This window comes from Malikia granosa, assembly GCF_002980595.1.
Lineage (GTDB): Bacteria > Pseudomonadota > Gammaproteobacteria > Burkholderiales > Burkholderiaceae_C > Malikia > Malikia granosa.
In genome coordinates, this window is the sequence record NZ_PVLQ01000012.1 from 175,861 (window position 1) to 194,048 (window position 18,188).

Below are 18,188 nucleotides of genomic sequence, written 5' to 3' on the forward strand. Positions count from 1 at the left end.
GCTCACAGCTCGGCGCCCTCGACCATGAAGCGCAGCCGGCGCTGGCCCTGCCATTCGTCGGCGTCGAGCCGGTAGGCCAGCTTGACGCGGCTGGGCAGCGGCTCGGCGCGGCCGAACCAGATGCCGTCGACCGGCTCGCCGGCATGGCGCAGCTTGAGCTGCAGGTGCTTGCCGCCGACCAGGCGCTGCGAGACCACCTCGACCTCCTCGCAGAACACCGGCGGCGCGAAGCCCTGGCCCCAGACCTCCTGGTTCAGCGTGTCGACCAGCTCGACGCGGCGGTACTGAGGGTCGAGCGGGCCGTCGGCCTCGAGCTGGCGCTGCAGCGTGGCCAGGTCCAGCCATTCGTCGGCGATGCGCTGCAGCTCCTGGTCGAAGCGGTCGAAATCCTCCTCGGCGATGGTGCAGCCCGCCGCGGCCGAATGGCCGCCGAAGCGCAGCAGCAGGCCGGGATGGCGCTTGGCGATCAGGTCGAGCGCATCGCGCAGGTGGAAGCCCGGGATCGAGCGGCCCGAGCCCTTGAGCTCATGCTCCTTGCCCGAGGCCTGGCTGGACGCGAAGACGAAGGTGGGCCGGTGCAGCTTGTCCTTGAGCCGCGCGGCGACGATGCCGACCACGCCCTCGTGGAAATCGGGGTCGTAGAGGCAGAGCGCGGGCGGCGGTGTCTCGGACTCGTCCCACAAGGCTTCGGCCAGCTGCAGCGCCTGCTCGCGCATGCCGCTCTCGAGGGTCTTGCGCTCGCGGTTGATGGCGTCGAGCTGCTGCGCCAGGCCGGCGGCGCGCGCCGGGTCGTCGGTGGTCAGGCAGGCGATGCCCAGCGTCATGTCGGCCAGCCGGCCGGCCGCGTTCAGCCGCGGGCCGATCGCGTAGCCCAGGTCCAGGCTGTTGGCGGCAGCGGGGCGCCGGCTCGCGACCTGGAACAGCGCCGACAGCCCGACTGGCAGCGCGCCGGCGCGGATGCGCTTGAGCCCCTGGGCCACCAGGCGCCGGTTGTGCGCGTCGAGCTTGACCACGTCGGCCACCGTGCCGAGCGCGACCAGCGGCAGCAGGCTGTCGATGCGCGGCTGGGTCTTGGCATCGAAGGCGCCGCGCTGGCGCAGCTCGGCGCGCAGCGCCAGCAGCACGTAGAACATCACGCCGACGCCGGCGATGGCCTTGCTCGCGAAGCCGCAGCCGGGCTGGCTGGGGTTGACGATCACGCAGTCCTGCGGCAGCTGGACCTGGCCGTCGATCACGGCCGGCAGGTGGTGGTCGGTGATCAGCACCTGCAGCCCGAGCGCGCGCGCATGGGCCACGCCATCGACGCTGGCGATGCCGTTGTCGACCGTGACCAGCACATCCGCGCCGCGCGCCTTGACCCGTGCCGCGATCGAGGGCGTCAGTCCGTAGCCGTCGGCGACCCGGTCGGGCACCAGGTAGTCGACCGCGTTCCAGCCCAGCGGTGCGCCGAGCAGGGTCAGGCCGCGCAGCGCGGTGGCGCAGGCGGTGGCGCCGTCGCAGTCGTAGTCGGCGACGATGCAGACCTTCTGGCCGGCAGCCATCGCGTCGGCCAGCAGCAGGGCAGCCTCGCGCGCACCCAGCATCTGCTCGGGCGGCTGCAGCAGGCTCAGCGAGTCGTCGAGTTCGCCGATGTCCTGCACCCCGCGCGCAGCGAACAGGCGCGCGAGCAGGGGGTGCACGCCCTCCTGCTCGAGCGCCCAGGCGGCGCGGGGAGACACTTCACGGTTGATGATCTTCATAGCTGGCTCAGTAGGCTCGCCAGGTCGAGCGGACGCTGGCGCTGGAAAAGACGGCGCAAGCGCAACAGCGCACCCGGCTTGGTGGGCAGGCCGCTGGCCCAGCTGATCGCGCTGCGCTCGCCGCACAGGGTCAGCCGCACTTCGGCGCCGCCCTCGGCGGCGGCGAGCAGGGTCGCGATCTCGTCCTGCTCGAGCTGTTCCCAGGCCTTGGCCCAGCTGGTCAGGTCGCCGCGCAGCGCGGGCAGGCGCAGGCGGTCGGTGACCTGGGGGGCTGGCAAGGCCTGGCCGTCCCAGGCACCGGTGCCGCTGATCCAGAAGCCGTTGACCAGCGGCAGCCCGCGCGCGCTGCGCAAGTCGTTGACGCGGTGGCTGTAGAACAGCATCTGGGCCTCGTTCTGCAGCCGCAGCAGCGCGCGTGCCTGCGGCAGTCGTTCGCCGTCGGGCAGCCAGGCGTCGAGCTGGCGGTGTGCGACCCGGTCCAGGCTGGCCCAGGGCAGGTCGGCAAAGGCCGGGCCGAGCGCCAGCCAGCGCGTGGCGGACAGGAACTGCAGCGCGATGCCGTCTTCCTCGGCCCAGGGACGCAGCGCCTCGAACAGCTCGCGCGATTCGGCCTCGGACAGCTCCAGGCCCTCGGGCGGCTGCAGCGTGACCTGGTCCATGCTGGCCTGCCAGTGGCAGGGCGTGAACCAGGCGCAGGCCTGCTGCCGCTCGCCGGCCTGCCAGGCGGCCCAGGGAATGGCGCCGTCGCTGGCGGGCAGGCCGAGCGCGCGCGCCAGCACCCGCTCATGCGGCGGGCTGAGCGAGTATTCGTCGCCGCGGTCGATCTCCTGCTGTGCGAGCCGCTCCAGCAGGCGGGCGAGGCGGGGCAGGGTGGGCAGTGGGGGCGCAGCCCCATCCTGGCCGGGCAGGTGGACGCCGGTGGCGGCGTAGGGAACGATCAGATGTTGCAAGGTCGGCGCCATGGCGGGTGTTCAACCCGCTATTGTCGGGGATGCCACAATCTCGGGTCGGCAATCTGGAGATCCATGCAAATCCCCTACGAATTCCTGCTCGGTTGGCGCTACACGCGCGCCGGCCGCGCCACCAGGCGCAACGGCTTCATCTCCTTCATCAGCGGCGTCTCGATGCTGGGCATCGCGCTCGGCGTGGCAGCGCTGATCGTCGTGCTCAGCGTGATGAACGGCTTCCAGAAGGAGGTGCGCGACCGCATGCTCGGCGTGCTGTCCCATGTCGAGGTGTTCACGCCCGATGGCGGCGCCTTGCCCGATCCCGCGACCACGCTGCGCGAGCTGCGTGCCCATCCCGAGGTGGTCGGCGCTGCGCCCTTCATCGCGGCCCAGGGCCTGCTCGCGCGCGGCGAGGAGATGAAGGGCGTGCTGCTGCGCGGCATCGATCCGGCGCAGGAGCCCGCCGTCACCAGCCTGGCCGGCGAGCTGGCGCAGACCGTGCTGCCGCAGCTGCAGCCCGGCGCGTTCGGCATCGTGCTCGGCGGCGCGCTGGCGCAGGGCCTGGGCCTGCGCGTCGGTGACGCCGTCACGCTGGTCGCGCCCAGCGGCCAGGTCACGCCGGCCGGCGTGGTGCCGCGTCTCAAGCAGATGAGCGTGGTCGGCATCTTCGACTCGGGCCATTACGAGTACGACTCGACGCTGGCCTTCGTGCACATCGACGATGCGGCACGCATCTTCCGGCTCGAGGGCCCGACCGGCATCCGGCTCAAGCTGCAGGACCTGCACCGCGCGCGCGAGGTGACGCAGCAGCTCGCCGGCATGGTCAGCGGCGATCTGCTGCTGCGTGACTGGACGCGGCAGAACCGGACCTGGTTTGCCGCCGTCCAGCTCGAGAAGCGCATGATGTTCATCATCCTGACGCTGATCGTCGCGGTCGCGGCCTTCAACCTGGTCTCGACCCTGGTCATGACCGTGACCGACAAGCGCGCCGACATCGCGATCCTGCGCACGCTGGGCGCGAGCCCGCGCAGCATCATGGCCATCTTCGTGGTCCAGGGGGCGCTGGTCGGCGTCATCGGCACCCTGGCCGGCCTGCTGCTGGGCCTGGGCATCGCGTTCAACATCGACACCCTGGTGCCGGCGCTCGAGTCGCTGCTCGGCACCCATTTCCTGCCGCAGGACATCTACCTGATCAGTCGCATGCCGAGCGAGCCGCAGCAGGGCGACATCCTGCCGATCGCGCTGATTTCCCTGTTGCTGGCCTTCGCGGCCACGCTCTACCCGAGCTGGCGCGCCAGCCGCGTCAACCCGGCGGAGGCCCTGCGCTATGAGTGATTCCCCCATCGTGCTGAGCGCGCGCGGCCTGGGCAAGCGCTTCCAGGAGGGCCGGCTCGACGTGACCGTGCTCAAGGGCGTCGACCTCGACATCCGGGTCGGCGAGACGCTGGCCATCGTCGGCAGCTCGGGCTCGGGCAAGAGCACGCTACTGCACCTGCTCGGCGGGCTCGATGCGCCGAGCGCCGGCCAGGTGCTGCTGCAAGGCCAGGACCTGGCCCGCCTGAGCCCGCAGCAGCAGGGCGAGTCGCGCAACCGCCAGCTGGGCTTTGTCTACCAGTTCCACCATCTGCTGCCCGAGTTCAGCGCGCAGGACAATGTGGCGATGCCGCTCTGGATCCGCCGCCTGCCGCGCGAGGCCGCAGCGGCCGAAGCCGCCCGCTGGCTCGATCGCGTCGGCCTGGGCGAGCGCCTGTTGCATCGCCCGGCCGAGCTCTCGGGCGGCGAACGCCAGCGGGTCGCGATCGCGCGCGCGCTGGTGACGCGGCCAGCCTGCGTGCTGGCCGACGAGCCGACCGGCAACCTGGACCGCAGCACGGCCGATGGCGTGTTCGAGCTGATGCTGCAGCTCGCGCGCGAGCAGGGCACGGCCTTCGTGCTGGTCACCCACGATGTCGAGCTGGCCCGGCGTTGCGACCGCGTGCTGCACCTGAGCGCGGGTCAGCTGTCGGCCGGCACTTGAGGCAGGCCCGACCGGCGCGGCACCCTGCTATCCGAGCCGAACCTGCCCCATGTCCGATGTCCGCCCTTGGTTACTCGGTGTCCAGCTTGAAAATGCCCTCATGAAGGCGCACAATCACCCACCAGGCAGCGATCTGCTTTTTTCCCATCACAATGAACCCCATTTCCACCATGATCAAATCGAACCGCCGCGTTTTCCTGATGCAAGTCGCAACCGCTTCGGGCGCCATTGCGCTGGCCGGTGCCGCTCAGGCGCAACAGCCGATGCTGGCTGAAACCGATCCCCAGGCCGTGGCTCTGGGCTACAAGGCTGATGCCACCAAGGTCGACAAGGCCAAGTTCCCCAAGTACGCTGCCGGTCAGGCCTGTGCCAACTGCACCCTGTTCCAAGGCAAGCCCACTGACGCTGCCGGTGTCTGCCCGATCTTCGCTGGCAAGCAGGTTGCCGGCAAGGGCTGGTGCAACTCCTACGTCAAGAAGGCCTGAGCCTTTTCCCGGCGTTGACAAGAGCCTGCCTGCCGGCAGGCTTTTTTTCGCCTGTGCACCGGCCCTCGAGCATGAAAAAGCCCCGGCCTGCTTGACAGACCGGGGCCGTGGTGGGGCTGGCTCGCTTAGCTGCAGCTCACGCTGCCGCAACCGCTCATCGTCGCGGGCTTGACCAGCGAGGGATCCGCCAGCGTCTCGGTGCGCGAGTCGAACTTGACGTTCTTCATGTGCTGGACCAGGCCGGCATCCATGGTCGAGGCATGCATCGGCAGCCATTCCGCCAGTGCAGCGGCCATGCGGTCGATGATCTCCTCGTCGCCTTGCAGGAAATGCGTCTCGACCTGGCGCATGGTGTCCAGGATGGTTTCGTGGTGGCTGGCGTGGCAGTTGTCGGCATTGAAGCCGGTGGCGATCATCCAGCGCTCTTCCTGCGCGAAATGCTCGACCGTGTGCCGGACCAGTTCGCGGTAGGGCTCGAGCTGCTCGCCATGCGGCAGGGCGCGCAGACGGGCGACTTGCTCGACCATTTCCTCATGCGTCTGGTCCATGCGCGCATCGCCCAGCTCGAGCTCGGGCGACCAGTGCAGGTCGGGCACTACGGGGAATTCGTCAGGGCGGGAGGCTTGGGCGTTTTCCATGATGGGGTAGGAGCAAGGGAGGCCATGCAGGCCTGGAGCCGACCCCAGCGATTGGCCGGGGTCGGGGCTGGCCGATCAGGCCTCGAAGGGCAGCTTCAGCGCGCTCAGGTCACGCCGCGTCTCGACCAGGATCAGCGGGCCTTCGTCGACCAGCACCACCGGCTTGGGTTCGCGCGGCACATGGACCGGCTTGGGTTCGGCGGCGATCGCCGCTTGCACCTGCGCCACCTTGTCGGCATCGGACTGGACCCATTCCAGGCCGACCCCCTGTGCCAGCGCCGACAGCTCGTCGATCGCCAGGCGGTAGGCCCCGACGGCAGGCGCTGCCGCCACCGGTTCTGCTGCAACCGGGGCCTGGACCGGAGCGGGGGCCACTGCAGGCGCCGCTTCGGCCACGACCGGCTGGCTGGCCTCGACCGGCAGCACTTCTGCTGCTGCTGCTGCTGCTGCCATGTCGACTTGTTGCGTGGCGACCTGTTCGAGCGGTGCCTCGACTTCAGCCACTGCGCTGGCGGCAGCGGGCTTGAAGTAGGAGCGCGGTGCTGCAGCGCCGGTTTCCGCCGCTACCGGCTCGGTGGCCTGGGCGTCGGCTTCCTCGCTCGAAGCCGGTGCGCCTTCGCCACGCGAGCGACGGTCGCGGCCGTAGCGGTCGCGGCTGCGGCGCTCGCGCGGAGCGCGCGGCTCTGCCTGCCCGGCCTCGGTCTTGCCCGCTTCGTCGCCAGTTTCGGTGCTTTCCTGCACCGGGGTCTTGGTGGCTTGGCCGGCCTCGACGTCAGCCGCGGGTGCATTGCGGCGCCCCTCGTTGCGCGGACCGCGACGACGGCCTTCGCCGCGTTCGCGGCGGCCTTCGGCCGGGGCGCTGCCCTCGGCCGCTTCGGTCGTTGCAGCACCGTTCTCGAGGTTCACTGCCACAGCTTCCGTGGCGGCGATCTCGGTGCGGGTCTCGGGACGGGCGTCACGGCGGCCTTCGCGGCGCGCTTCGCCACGGCCTTCGCGGCTTTCGCGACCTTCACGGCCTTCGCGCGGCTCGGCAGTCCTGCCTTCGACGCGGTTGCGCTCGTTGCGGCGGCCTTCGCCGCTGCGCTCGCCCTGGGCCTGACGCTCGCCGTTGCGGCTGTCGAGCGAGCGCTCGCCACGCTCGCCGCGGCCATTGCGGTTGCCGCGCTCGGCGCGTTCTCCACGTTCACCGCGATTGCCACGGTTGTCGCTGCGGGGCTCGCGGGCGGCCGGCGCTGCCGCCGGGGCCGGGCTCGGGCTCGCGGCAGCCGGGGTGGCCACCGGTGCCAGCGCCGGTGCGATGCCGAACAGGCGCTTGAGCCAGGCCATGAAGCCGGTCTCGGGTGCTTGCACCGCACGTGCCGGAGCGGCGACAGCCACCGGTGCCGTCACTGGTGCGACGACCTCGGGCTTGGGCGCCGCGACCGGGGCCGGCGCGTCGGGCAGCACGCCTTTGATCACCGGCTCCTGCTTGTTGGTGCGTTCCTGGCTGCGGCGCGTGAAGGTCGCCACGTCCTCGACTTCCTCGGCCATCTTGTAGCTCGCGTCGAGCTGCTCCAGGCGCGGGTCCTCGTGCTTGAGGCGCTCGAGCTTGTAGTGCGGCGTGTCGAGCGACTTGTTCGGCACCAGCAGCACGCTGACGCGCTGCTTGAGCTCGATCTTGGTGATCTCGGTGCGCTTCTCGTTGAGCAGGAAGCTCGCGACCTCGACCGGCACTTGCACCAGCACGGCGGCCGTGCTGTCCTTGAGCGATTCCTCCTGGATGATGCGCAGGATCTGCAGCGCCGAGCTTTCGGTGTCGCGGATATGGCCGGAGCCGCCGCAGCGCGGGCAGGGGATGGAGGCGCCTTCGTTCAGGGCCGGGCGCAGGCGCTGGCGGCTCATCTCGAGCAGGCCGAACTTGCTGATCGAGCCGAACTGCACGCGCGCGCGGTCCTGGCGCAGCGCGTCGCGCAGGCGGTTCTCGACCTCGCGCCGGTTGCGCGACTCTTCCATGTCGATGAAGTCGATCACGATCAGGCCGCCGAGGTCGCGCAGGCGGGCCTGGCGTGCCACCTCGTCGGCGGCCTCGAGGTTGGTGCGGGTCGCGGTCTCCTCGATGTCGCCGCCCTTGATCGAGCGCGCCGAGTTGACGTCGACCGCGACCAGCGCCTCGGTCTGGTCGATCACGATCGCGCCGCCGCTGGGCAGGGTCACGGTGCGGCTGTAGGCGGTCTCGATCTGGTGCTCGATCTGGAAGCGCGAGAACAGCGGCGCATCATCGCGGTAGCGCTTGACGCGGTGCTCCTGCTCCGGCATCACATGCGCCATGAACTGGTGCGCCTGCTCGAAGATGTCGTCGGTGTCGATCAGGATCTCGCCGATGTCGGCGTTGAAGTAGTCGCGGATGGCGCGGATCACCAGGCTCGATTCCTGGTAGATCAGGAAGGCGCCCTTGCCGCTCTTGGCGGCGCCGTCGATCGCGTTCCACAGTTTCAGCAGGTAGTTCAGGTCCCACTGCAGCTCGCCCGCCTCGCGGCCGATGCCGGCGGTGCGCGCGATGATGCTCATGCCGTTCGGGTACTCGAGCTGTTCGAGCGCAGCCTTCAGTTCGGCCCGGTCCTCGCCCTCGATGCGCCGGCTCACGCCGCCGCCGCGCGGGTTGTTCGGCATCAGCACGACATAGCGGCCGGCCAGGCTGACGAAGGTGGTCAGCGCCGCGCCCTTGTTGCCGCGCTCTTCCTTCTCGACCTGGACCAGCAGCTCCTGGCCTTCGCGGATCACGTCCTGGATGCGTGCCTGCGAGGGCGAGGTGCCGCCCTGGAAATACTGGCGCGAGATTTCCTTGAACGGCAAGAAGCCGTGGCGGTCCTCGCCGTAGTCGACGAAGCAGGCCTCCAGCGAAGGCTCGACGCGCGTGACGACGGCCTTGTAGATATTGCCCTTGCGCTGCTCGCGCCCTTCGATTTCGATCTCGTAGTCGAGCAGCTTCTGCCCGTCGACGATGGCCAGGCGGCGTTCTTCGGCCTGCGTGGCATTGATCAACATGCGCTTCATGTATGCGTTCCTCTTGTCACTGACTAACAGCCCTGTCGGGCTCAAGCCGTGAACCGCAGCCGATGGCACGAACGAGGAGGAATTGCCGGAGAGCCAGTACAAGGGGTGAGGGGCGGTGCTGCGATACCTGCAGCAAGCCGCGCGCGCTCAACCCTGGCCGGGCATGGGCGCGTGGAGTGGCGTGATCAAAGGCGGCAGGGCGGCGTGATGCACGGCGGCTGGCCTAGGGGTCTTTGGTTTCACTTCAGTCCTCGTCCAGCTCCGGCTCTGAGGCCTGCGGGCTGGACGGTTGGGGTATTCCGTATCGTGTTCGCTGTCATCGACGGCGGTTCGCCACCGGGGCGCTGCACCGGGCCGGCCAAGCCAAATCGGGCCGGGACGGGGGAGGGTGCGCTTCTGCAGTGGCTGGCAACCAATATCCGGCAAGCGGGGCGGGCTTGGAGGGCCATGCCCTTGATCGGGCCGCCTTGGCGCTCTGCCTTAAACTTCGAGGCCGATCGAGCACCTGCCCCGCAGGGGTCGGATCGAACCATTATAGTGCCCGGCGCCCGCTCAATGCGTGGACTGCACGCAGGTTTTCTGCTTCACTTCCCTTTCCTCACAGCACCCCCTCAGCCATGGCATCAACGCCCCAGGTCAGACACTACACCGTAGACGCCGAGTCAGCCGGCCAGAGGCTGGACAATTTCCTGCTGCGAGAACTCAAGGGCGTGCCCAAGACCCATGTCTACCGCATCATCCGTTCGGGCGAGGTCAGGGTCAACAAGGGGCGCGCCCAGGCCGATACGCGATTGCAGGCCGATGACCTGATTCGGGTCCCGCCGATACGCCTGTCTGAAAAGATCGAAGTGAAGCAGGAGAACCCGGCGCCCGCGCGCGAATTCCCTGTCCTGTTCGAGGATGCCGCCTTCATGGCGATCAACAAGCCGGCTGGCATTGCTGTCCATGGTGGCAGTGGGGTTTCTTTCGGCGTGATCGAGCAATTGCGTCGTGCCCGTCCTGGATTGCCTCTGCTCGAACTGGTGCACCGGCTCGACCGTGAAACCAGCGGCATCTTGCTGGTGGCCAAGAAAAGAAGCGCGCTCAAGGCGTTGCAGGATCAGTTCCGCGAACGCGAAACCGCCAAGACCTATCTGGCCCTGGTCAAGGGGGCCTGGCCGGTGAACAAGAAGGTGATAGACCAGCCATTGCACAAATACCTGTTGCCCGATGGCGAACGCCGCGTGCGCGTGACCCATGCCGATGATCCGGATGGCATGCGTTCGATCACGCTGGTCAAGGTGCTGGGACAGGTGCGGCCTCCTGCCGACTGGTCGGCCGGGCCGCCGCCGGTGCTGAGCCTGCTCGCCGTCACGATCAAGACCGGCCGCACGCACCAGATCCGCGTCCACCTGGCGAGCGCCGGCCATCCGATTGCCGGCGATGACAAGTATGGCGACTTCGATTTGAATCGTGCCTTGCAAAGGAACGGGCTCAAGCGCATGTTTCTGCACGCCTGGCAATTGGGAGTGACCCATCCGGTGTCGCAGTCTGCTCTTCAATTGCAGGCCGATTTGCCGCCCGAATTGAAGGATTGGGGCAGCGTGGCCGATTTCTTCGTATAATCGCGGCGTTAAATCTCTTAAAGCAAGGACGTCGACATGGCAACTTATTCCGAATTGGTTTCGCAAGCCCAGGCTCTGATGGCGCAGGCCGAGCAGGTGCGCAAGCACGAACTCGCCAACGTGATCGCCGATATCAAGGCCAAGATGAAGGAATACGGCATCACGGTTGAAGACCTGGGTGCGGCATCCTCCGGCCGCAAGGGCGGCGCTGGCAAATCCAAGGCCCCGGCCAAATACCAGGGTCCGAATGGCGAGCTGTGGTCGGGCGGCCCGGGCCGCAAGCCCGAATGGGTCAAGGCTGCACTGGCAGCCGGCCAGAGCCTGGACCAATTCCTGATCAATTCCTGATCCTTGGCGGGCTTGTCGTTTCCCGTGTAAGAGGGCGCTTTTGCGCCCTTTTTTCTTTTTGAGATTTTCATCATGCGTCCACGCCGTTTCGACCTGATCGCCTTCGACTGGGATGGCACCCTGTTCGACTCCACCCGCCTGATCACGCTCAGCATCCAGCAGGCCGTGCGCGATGTCGGCGGCCGCGTGCCCAGCGATGCCCAGGCCTCCTACGTCATCGGCATGGGGCTGATGCAGGCCCTGGCCCATGCCGCGCCCGATGTGCCGGTCGAGCAGTACGAGCGCCTGGGCGAACGCTACCGCCATCATTACCTTGCGCGCCAGCATGACATCAGCCTGTTCGACGGGGTCCTGCCCATGCTGGCCGATCTCAAGTCGCGCCACCACTGGCTGGCGGTGGCCACGGGAAAAAGCCGGCGCGGCCTCGATGAGACGCTGCGCCATGTCGAGCTGCAAGGCGTGTTCGATGGCTCCCGCACCGCCGACGAGACCGCCGGCAAGCCCAGTCCGCAGATGCTGTTCGAGCTGATGCGCGAATTCGGCGTCGAGCCCGAGCGCACCTTGATGATCGGCGATACCACCCATGACCTGCAGATGGCGCTCAATGCCGGCTGCGCCAGCCTGGGCGTCAGCTATGGCGCCCATGATCCGGCCGGCTTTGCGGCCCTGCAGCCGCTGCATGTCGCGCATTCGGTGCGCGAGCTGCACGACTGGCTCACGGCCAGCGCCTGAACCGCGGCGACAGCGCGAGGCCCGCGAGCCTGCCGGCAGGGCGGGCACAATCGAGCCGATCCCAGGCCTGTCGCAGAACGGGCTTCATTTCCCCAGAGAGAACAAGATGTCGGTCCAATGGTTTCCCGGTCACATGCACGCCACCAGGAAGGCGATCCTCGAGCGCGTCAAGGAGCTCGATGTCGTGGTCGAGCTGCTCGATGCGCGCCTGCCTGGCTCCAGTGCCAACCCCCTGCTCGCCGAGCTGACGGCGGGCAAGCCCACGCTCAAGGTGCTCAACAAGCAGGACCTGGCCGATCCGGTCCGCACCGAGCAATGGCTGGCGCATTACAACGCCCGTCCCGGCACCCGGGCCATCGCGCTCGATGCCAGCGAGACCTCGCCGGCCAAGGCCATCATCGCGGCCTGCCGCGAGCTCGCGCCGCTGCGTGGCGGCATGGCCAAGCCGCTGCGCGTGCTGATCGGCGGCATTCCCAACGTCGGCAAGTCGACCCTGGTCAATACCCTGAAAGGCAAGCGCGCGACCAAGACCGGCGACGAGGCCGGCGTGACCAAGGTCGAGCAGCGCATCGTGCTGGCCGACGACTTCTACCTCTATGACACGCCCGGCATGCTCTGGCCCAAGATCGTCGTGCCCGAGAGCGGCTATCACCTCGCCGCCAGCGGCGCCGTCGGACGCAATGCCTACGACGAGGAGCTGGTCGCGCTGGAGCTGCTCAAGGTGCTGCAAGGCCCTTACGCGGCGCTGCTCGAGGCGCGCTACAAATGGGGCAGTGCGCCCGAGGCGATCGCGGCCATGAAGGACGAGGAGCTGCTGTTCGCGATCGGCAAGAAGCGTGGCGCGCTGCTGCCGGGCGGCAAGCTCAACGCGCAGAAGGCGGCCGAGACCCTGCTGACCGACTTCCGCAGCGGCGCGCTGGGCCGGATCACGCTCGAGACCCCGGAGCAGTTCGCGCGCTGGCTGGCCGCCGGTCTCGAGGCCGAGGCCAGGCTCGCGGCCGAGCGCCAGAAGAAGCTGGCCCAGCGCCGCGGCCAGCCGCGCAACGCGCCCTGAGCCGGTTTTCCACAGCTGCCGATCGCCAGTGGACAAGATCCGACTTGTTCAGCGATTGCCTGAACAAGCCTGTGCACAAATCGGGGGAATTCCGGTATCGAGGGTCTAAGTCATTGTCCTGCAACGACAAGGCTTGCGCTGCCTGTTTCTTGTGCAGCCGGGACTGGCTTGCTGTCGGGCGCCTCCGGGCAGTGGCTGCGGCGTCTGGGGTAAACTAGAGAATTGGCCCCGGTGGTGAAATTGGTAGACACATCGGACTTAAAATCCGCCGCCTCTAATCGGGCGTACCGGTTCGATTCCGGTCCGGGGCACCAGGCAGCGCCGCAGCAGCGCCTGCCATCATCTCGAGCCGCCCAGCCGGCCTGTCCTATCTGGCCCGCCGGCTCCCGCTGCGGCCCTCACTCCATCCCCATTTGCGCTGGCACCCAGGCCCTACAATCTTGTCGACAGCCGAAGGCAGGACCCGCGCCGACCAGCGCACAACCGCGAGCAACACCATGACCTCATTCAACCCGCCTTTCGAGATCCACGTCCATGGTGACATCCTCCTGCGCGACGAGGTGGACTACAAGAGCCTGCAGGAGGCGCTCAAGCCCCTGTGGAAGTACACCGGCGCCAAGACCCTGCTCGAGGCAGCACCGAGCTTCTACGAGGACGAGCCCGGCATCCGCTTCGACCCCAAGGAACATCTGCTGCAGATCTGCTGGAGCGTCGAGGGTGACGAGGACTTCCGCCATGCGCTCGACGAGGTCTGCATGGGCATCAACGAGATCGCTGCCGCTGGCGCCGCGCTCGAGGTGTCCTTCTACGACCTTGAGTTCGACGAGGAGGAGGCTCCGCCCGAGGCCGAGGCGCGCGACGATTTCCTGCTGCTCTTCGTCGGCCCGAATCCGGCCGCCATCATGCAGGTCCAGCGCGACCTGCTGGTGCAGGACGTGGTACACCTGATGGAGCGCCATTTCGACGGCTCCGAGCTCGGCGGCGTGGTGGCCGAGATCGACAAGCTGTTCACCGGCCGCTTCGATGCGTTGATCAGTTCGATGCAGCTGGGCCGGCCGCCGCGCGGCGGCAATGGCCCTGCCGGTGGCCATGGCGGCCCGCGCAAGCCGCGCCACCTGCACTGAGTTCGCTTCCAGCGCACAGGCTTGAGCCAGCCTGTGACTCGGAAAGCAAAAAGCCCCTGCCGGCAGCGACAGGGGCTTTTTGCTGGCTGGCGCCCGCAGCGGGCGCCGGCGCATCAGTTCGCCGAGATCGCGATGCCCTTGAACTCGCCGCTGGCGATGCGCTGCTTCCATTCGGTCGGGCCGTTCTCGTGCACGTTGGCGCCGCTCGAGTCGACCGCCACCGTCACCGGCATGTCCTGCACCTCAAACTCGTAGATCGCTTCCATGCCGAGGTCGGCAAAGCCCACCACCTTGGCCGACTTGATCGCCTTGGCGACCAGGTAGGCGGCGCCGCCCACCGCCATCAGGTAGGCGCTCTGGTTGTCCTTGATCGCTTGGATCGCGACCGGGCCGCGCTCGGACTTGCCGATCATCGAGATCAGGCCGGTCTGCTCGAGCATGGTGCGGGTGAACTTGTCCATGCGGGTGGCAGTGGTCGGGCCGGCCGGGCCGACGACCTCGTCGCGCACCGGGTCGACCGGGCCGACGTAGTAAATGACGCGGTTGGTGAAGTCGACCGGCAGCTGCTCGCCCTTGGCCAGCATGTCGGCGATGCGCTTGTGCGCGGCGTCGCGGCCGGTCAGGATCTTGCCGTTGAGCAGCAGCTTCTGGCCGACCTTCCAGGAGGCGACTTCTTCCTTGCTCAGGCTGTCGAGGTTGACGCGGGTGGCCGACTTGACGTCGGGCGTCCAGGTCACGGCCGGCCAGTCCTCGAGCTTGGGCGGCTCGATCTTGGCCGGGCCCGTGCCGTCGAGGTGGAAATGGCAGTGGCGGGTCGCGGCGCAGTTGGGCACCAGGGCCACCGGCAGGTTGGCCGCGTGGCAGGGGTAGTCCAGCACCTTGACGTCGAGCACCGTGGTCAGGCCGCCCAGGCCCTGGGCGCCGACGCCCAGCGCGTTGACCTTCTCGTACAGTTCTAGGCGCAGCTGCTCGGGCCGGCTCAGGGTCGCGCCGGTCTTGGCCTTGGCGATCAGCTCATGGATGTCGACCGGGGCCATGATCGATTCCTTGGCCAGCAGCATGGCCTTCTCGGGCGTGCCGCCGATGCCGATGCCGATGATGCCGGGCGGGCACCAGCCGGCGCCCATCTCGGGGATCTTCTTGAGCACCCAGTCGACCAGGTCGTCGGACGGGTTGAGCATCGCGAACTTGGCCTTGGCTTCCGAGCCGCCGCCCTTGGCGGCGCAGATCACTTCGACATGGTCGCCCGGGACGATCTCGAAGTGCACCACGGCCGGCGTGTTGTCCTTGGTGTTCTTGCGGGCGCCGGCCGGGTCGGCCAGCACCGAGGCGCGCAGCGGGTTGTCCGGGTTGGCGTAGGCGCGGCGCACGCCCTCGTCGATCATCTGCTGCACGCTCATGGTCGCGTCGGGCCAGCTGACGTTCATGCCGACCTTGATGAAGACCATGCCGATGCCGGTGTCCTGGCAGATCGGGCGGTGGCCTTCGGCGGCCATGCGGCTGTTGGTCAGGATCTGCGCGATCGCGTCCTTGGCGGCCGGGCTCTGCTCGCGCTCGTAGGCTTCGCCCAGCGCCTTGATGTAGTCCAGCGGGTGGTAGTAGCTGATGTACTGGAAGGCGTCCGCGATGGACTGGATCAGGTCTTCCTGTTTGATGGCGGTCATGTCAGGTCTTTCAGGGGTCGGGAAATGGGGGCTGGCTTCAGTGCTTGTCCGCGGCGGACAGGTTCAGCAGGCGGTCGGTGAAGGCGATCGCCATCGCGCTGAGCAGGAACACGGCATGGATGATGGTCTGCCACATCAGCACCTTCTCGTCGTAGTTGGCGGCGTTGATGAAGGTCTTGAGCAGGTGGATCGACGAGATGCCGATGATGGCGGTGGCCAGCTTGACCTTGAGCACCGAGGCATTGACATGGCTGAGCCATTCGGGCTGGTCGGGGTGGCTCTCGAGTCCCATGCGGCTGACGAAGGTCTCGTAGCCGCCGACGATCACCATGATCAGCAGGTTCGAGATCATCACGACGTCGATCAGCGCGAGCACGACCAGCATGATGATGGTCTCGTTGAGCGCGGTCACTTCCGAGCCCGACTTGTAGCCCATGCTGGTGACCAGCGCGTTGAGCGCGTTCTGGTTGCCGAAGGCGGCCTCGATCAGGTGGATCAGCTCGATCCAGAAATGGTAGACATAGATGCCCTGGGCCGCGATCAGGCCGAGATAGAGCGGCAGCTGCAGCCAGCGACTGGCGAAGATCAGTTTCGGCAGCGGGCCGATCGGCTGGGTGGGGTCGGTCTTGGTGGAGCTCATTGGGTGGGTTCGGGTTGGCGGGTCAATTGTAGGGGGCGCGTGCCGGCTTGGCCGGCCTGCGGTGTAAGAGCCTCGTCAGAGAGCCCGCGCACATTCACGCCGATAGCCACCATCGAGCCATTACAGAGGAGACCCCATGTCAGCCACTTCGTCAGCCATCCAGTCCACCCTGGTCGAGAACCGCGTCTTCGAGCCCAGCGCGGCCACTGTCGCTGCCGCCCGCATCCCGGGCATGGAGGCCTATCAGGCGCTGTGCGCCGAGGCCGAGCAGGACTTCGAGGGCTTCTGGGCCAAGCGTGCCCGCGAGCACCTGAGCTGGCACAAGCCCTTCACCCAGACGCTCGACAGCTCGAACGCCCCCTTCTTCAAGTGGTTCCAGGACGGCGAGCTCAACGCCTCCTACAACTGCCTGGACCGCCACATCGGCACCCCGGTCGAGAACAAGACCGCGATCATCTTCGAGGCCGACGGCGGCGAAGTCACCCATGTGAGCTACAAGGAGCTGCTGGCCAAGGTGTCGCAGTTCGCCAACGTGCTCAAGTCCAAGGGCGTGCAGAAGGGTGACCGCGTCGTCATCTACATGCCGATGACGGTCGAGGGCGTGATCGCGATGCAGGCCTGCGCCCGCATCGGTGCCACCCACAGCGTCGTGTTCGGCGGCTTCTCGGCCAAGGCGCTCGAGGAGCGCATCAACGACGCCGGCGCCGTGGCCGTGGTCACCGCCAACTACCAGATGCGCGGCGGCAAGGAGCTGCCGCTCAAGGCCATCGTCGACGAGGCCATCACCCAGGGCGACTGCAAGACGGTGCGCAACGTGATCGTGTTCCAGCGCACGCCGACCGCGGTCAACATGGTCGAGGGCCGCGACAGCTTCATGCACGAGGAGATGGCGGCCCAGTCCGATGTCTGCCCGGCCGAGATCGTCGGCGCCGAGCATCCGCTGTTCGTGCTCTACACCTCGGGCTCGACCGGCAAGCCCAAGGGCGTGCAGCACAGCACCGGCGGCTACCTGCTGTGGGCCAAGATGACCATGGACTGGACCTTCGACCTGAAGGACAGCGACATCTTCTGGTGCACCGCCGACATCGGCTGGATCACCGGCCACAGCTATGTCGCCTATGGCCCGCTGGCCGCCGGCGCGACCCAGATCATCTTCGAAGGCGTGCCGACCTACCCGAACGCCAGCCGCTTCTGGCAGATGATCGAGAAGCACAAGTGCACCATCTTCTACACCGCGCCGACCGCGATCCGCTCGCTGATCAAGGCCTGCGACAGCGACGAGAAGCTGCATCCGAAGAGCTTTGACCTGTCCAGCCTGCGCATCCTGGGCTCGGTCGGCGAGCCGATCAACCCCGAGGCCTGGATGTGGTACTACAAGAACATCGGCGGCGAGCGCTGCCCGATCGTCGACACCTTCTGGCAGACCGAGACCGGCGGTCACATGATCACCCCGCTGCCGGGCGCCACGCCGCTGGTGCCGGGCTCCTGCACCCTGCCGCTGCCTGGCATCACGACCGCCATCGTCGACGAGATGGGCAACGACGTGCCCAACGGCTCGGGCGGCATCCTGGTGGTCAAGAAGCCCTGGCCGTCGATGATCCGCACCATCTGGGGCGACCCGGAGCGCTTCAAGAAGAGCTACTTCCCCGAGGAGCTCAAGGGCTACTACCTGGCCGGCGACGGCGCGGTGCGCAGCGAGGACCGCGGCTATTTCCGCATCACCGGCCGTATCGACGACGTGCTCAACGTCTCGGGCCACCGCATGGGCACGATGGAGATCGAGTCCGCGCTGGTCGCCAAGACTGACCTGGTGGCCGAGGCCGCCGTGGTCGGCCGTCCGGACGACCTGACCGGCGAGGCCATCGTCGCCTTCGTCGTGCTCAAGGGCCAGGTGCCGACCGGCGAGGATGCCAAGAAGCTGGCCAACGAGCTGCGCAACTGGGTTGCCAAGGAGATCGGCCCGATCGCCAAGCCGAAGGAAATCCGCTTCGGCGAGAACCTGCCCAAGACCCGCTCGGGCAAGATCATGCGCCGCCTGCTGCGCTCGCTGGCCAAGGGCGAGGCCGTGACCCAGGACACCTCGACGCTCGAGAACCCGCATATCCTCGACCAGCTGGCCCAGTCCAACTGAGTCCGTTCCCGGTCCATTCAGCAGCCCGCCCC

At 67.8% G+C, this 18,188-nt stretch carries 15 protein-coding genes and 1 tRNA gene; 10 read left to right on the plus strand and 6 right to left on the minus strand.

The window, feature by feature from the left end; genetic code table 11:
* Positions 1-2: 2 nt before the first annotated feature.
* Together recJ and C6P64_RS04185 are read right to left on the minus strand one after the other, a co-directional pair.
* Entirely contained in the window at positions 3-1,739 is a 1,737-nt protein-coding gene (gene recJ, locus C6P64_RS04180; protein ID WP_105747327.1) for a single-stranded-DNA-specific exonuclease RecJ, read from the minus strand.
* Positions 1,736-2,701, minus strand: coding sequence for a phosphoglycerate mutase (locus C6P64_RS04185; protein WP_105747328.1), 966 nt, complete (start codon positions 2,699-2,701; stop codon positions 1,736-1,738). Before C6P64_RS04185 ends, recJ begins: the two co-directional genes overlap by 4 nt.
* Positions 2,702-2,764: 63 nt before the next feature.
* On the opposite strand from C6P64_RS04185, the gene C6P64_RS04190 reads away from it, so the two are divergent.
* From C6P64_RS04190 to C6P64_RS04200, 3 genes are all read left to right on the plus strand, one after another.
* Positions 2,765-4,021, plus strand: coding sequence for a lipoprotein-releasing ABC transporter permease subunit (locus C6P64_RS04190; protein ID WP_105747329.1), 1,257 nt, complete (start codon positions 2,765-2,767; stop codon positions 4,019-4,021).
* A complete protein-coding gene (lolD, locus tag C6P64_RS04195; RefSeq protein ID WP_105747330.1) occupies positions 4,014-4,703 on the plus strand; it encodes a lipoprotein-releasing ABC transporter ATP-binding protein LolD in 690 nt (229 codons plus the stop codon). The genes C6P64_RS04190 and lolD overlap by 8 nt, the downstream gene beginning before the upstream one ends.
* A 200-nt stretch (positions 4,704-4,903) precedes the next feature.
* Entirely contained in the window at positions 4,904-5,188 is a 285-nt protein-coding gene (locus C6P64_RS04200; protein ID WP_425436704.1) for a high-potential iron-sulfur protein, read from the plus strand.
* A gap of 125 nt (positions 5,189-5,313) precedes the next feature.
* Here the strand turns inward: C6P64_RS04200 and C6P64_RS04205 are convergent, their stop codons facing one another.
* Positions 5,314-5,826, minus strand: coding sequence for a bacteriohemerythrin (locus C6P64_RS04205; protein WP_105747331.1), 513 nt, complete (start codon positions 5,824-5,826; stop codon positions 5,314-5,316).
* A 75-nt stretch (positions 5,827-5,901) separates the two neighbouring features.
* On the minus strand, positions 5,902-8,859 hold the full coding sequence (locus C6P64_RS04210) for an Rne/Rng family ribonuclease (RefSeq protein WP_105747332.1): 2,958 nt from the start codon (positions 8,857-8,859) through the stop codon (positions 5,902-5,904).
* Positions 8,860-9,476: 617 nt separating this feature from the next.
* Between C6P64_RS04210 and C6P64_RS04215 the strand changes: the two genes are divergently transcribed.
* The 6 genes from C6P64_RS04215 (at position 9,477) to C6P64_RS04240 (ending at position 13,721) form a co-directional block, all read left to right on the plus strand.
* Positions 9,477-10,463, plus strand: a complete 987-nt coding sequence (locus C6P64_RS04215; protein ID WP_105747333.1) for an RluA family pseudouridine synthase — start codon at positions 9,477-9,479, stop codon at positions 10,461-10,463.
* Between the two features lie 36 nt (positions 10,464-10,499).
* Complete coding sequence (locus tag C6P64_RS04220; protein WP_105747334.1) at positions 10,500-10,811, plus strand: H-NS histone family protein; 312 nt, start codon at positions 10,500-10,502, stop codon at positions 10,809-10,811.
* A 72-nt stretch (positions 10,812-10,883) separates the two neighbouring features.
* A complete protein-coding gene (locus tag C6P64_RS04225; RefSeq protein ID WP_105747335.1) occupies positions 10,884-11,543 on the plus strand; it encodes an HAD family hydrolase in 660 nt (219 codons plus the stop codon).
* A gap of 106 nt (positions 11,544-11,649) precedes the next feature.
* Positions 11,650-12,597, plus strand: coding sequence for a ribosome biogenesis GTPase YlqF (gene ylqF, locus C6P64_RS04230; RefSeq protein WP_105747336.1), 948 nt, complete (start codon positions 11,650-11,652; stop codon positions 12,595-12,597).
* A 225-nt stretch (positions 12,598-12,822) separates the two neighbouring features.
* A tRNA-Leu gene (locus C6P64_RS04235) sits at positions 12,823-12,911 on the plus strand.
* 183 nt (positions 12,912-13,094) lie between these two features.
* A complete protein-coding gene (locus C6P64_RS04240; protein ID WP_105747430.1) occupies positions 13,095-13,721 on the plus strand; it encodes a DUF6806 family protein in 627 nt (208 codons plus the stop codon).
* A gap of 113 nt (positions 13,722-13,834) precedes the next feature.
* Here the strand turns inward: C6P64_RS04240 and C6P64_RS04245 are convergent, their stop codons facing one another.
* A complete protein-coding gene (locus tag C6P64_RS04245) occupies positions 13,835-15,385 on the minus strand; it encodes a fumarate hydratase (protein WP_105747337.1) in 1,551 nt (516 codons plus the stop codon).
* Between the two features lie 37 nt (positions 15,386-15,422).
* A complete protein-coding gene (locus C6P64_RS04250; RefSeq protein ID WP_105747338.1) occupies positions 15,423-16,025 on the minus strand; it encodes a TIGR00645 family protein in 603 nt (200 codons plus the stop codon).
* A 136-nt stretch (positions 16,026-16,161) separates the two neighbouring features.
* Between C6P64_RS04250 and acs the strand changes: the two genes are divergently transcribed.
* Positions 16,162-18,156, plus strand: a complete 1,995-nt coding sequence (gene acs, locus C6P64_RS04255) for an acetate--CoA ligase (protein ID WP_105747339.1) — start codon at positions 16,162-16,164, stop codon at positions 18,154-18,156.
* Positions 18,157-18,188: the final 32 nt, after the last annotated feature.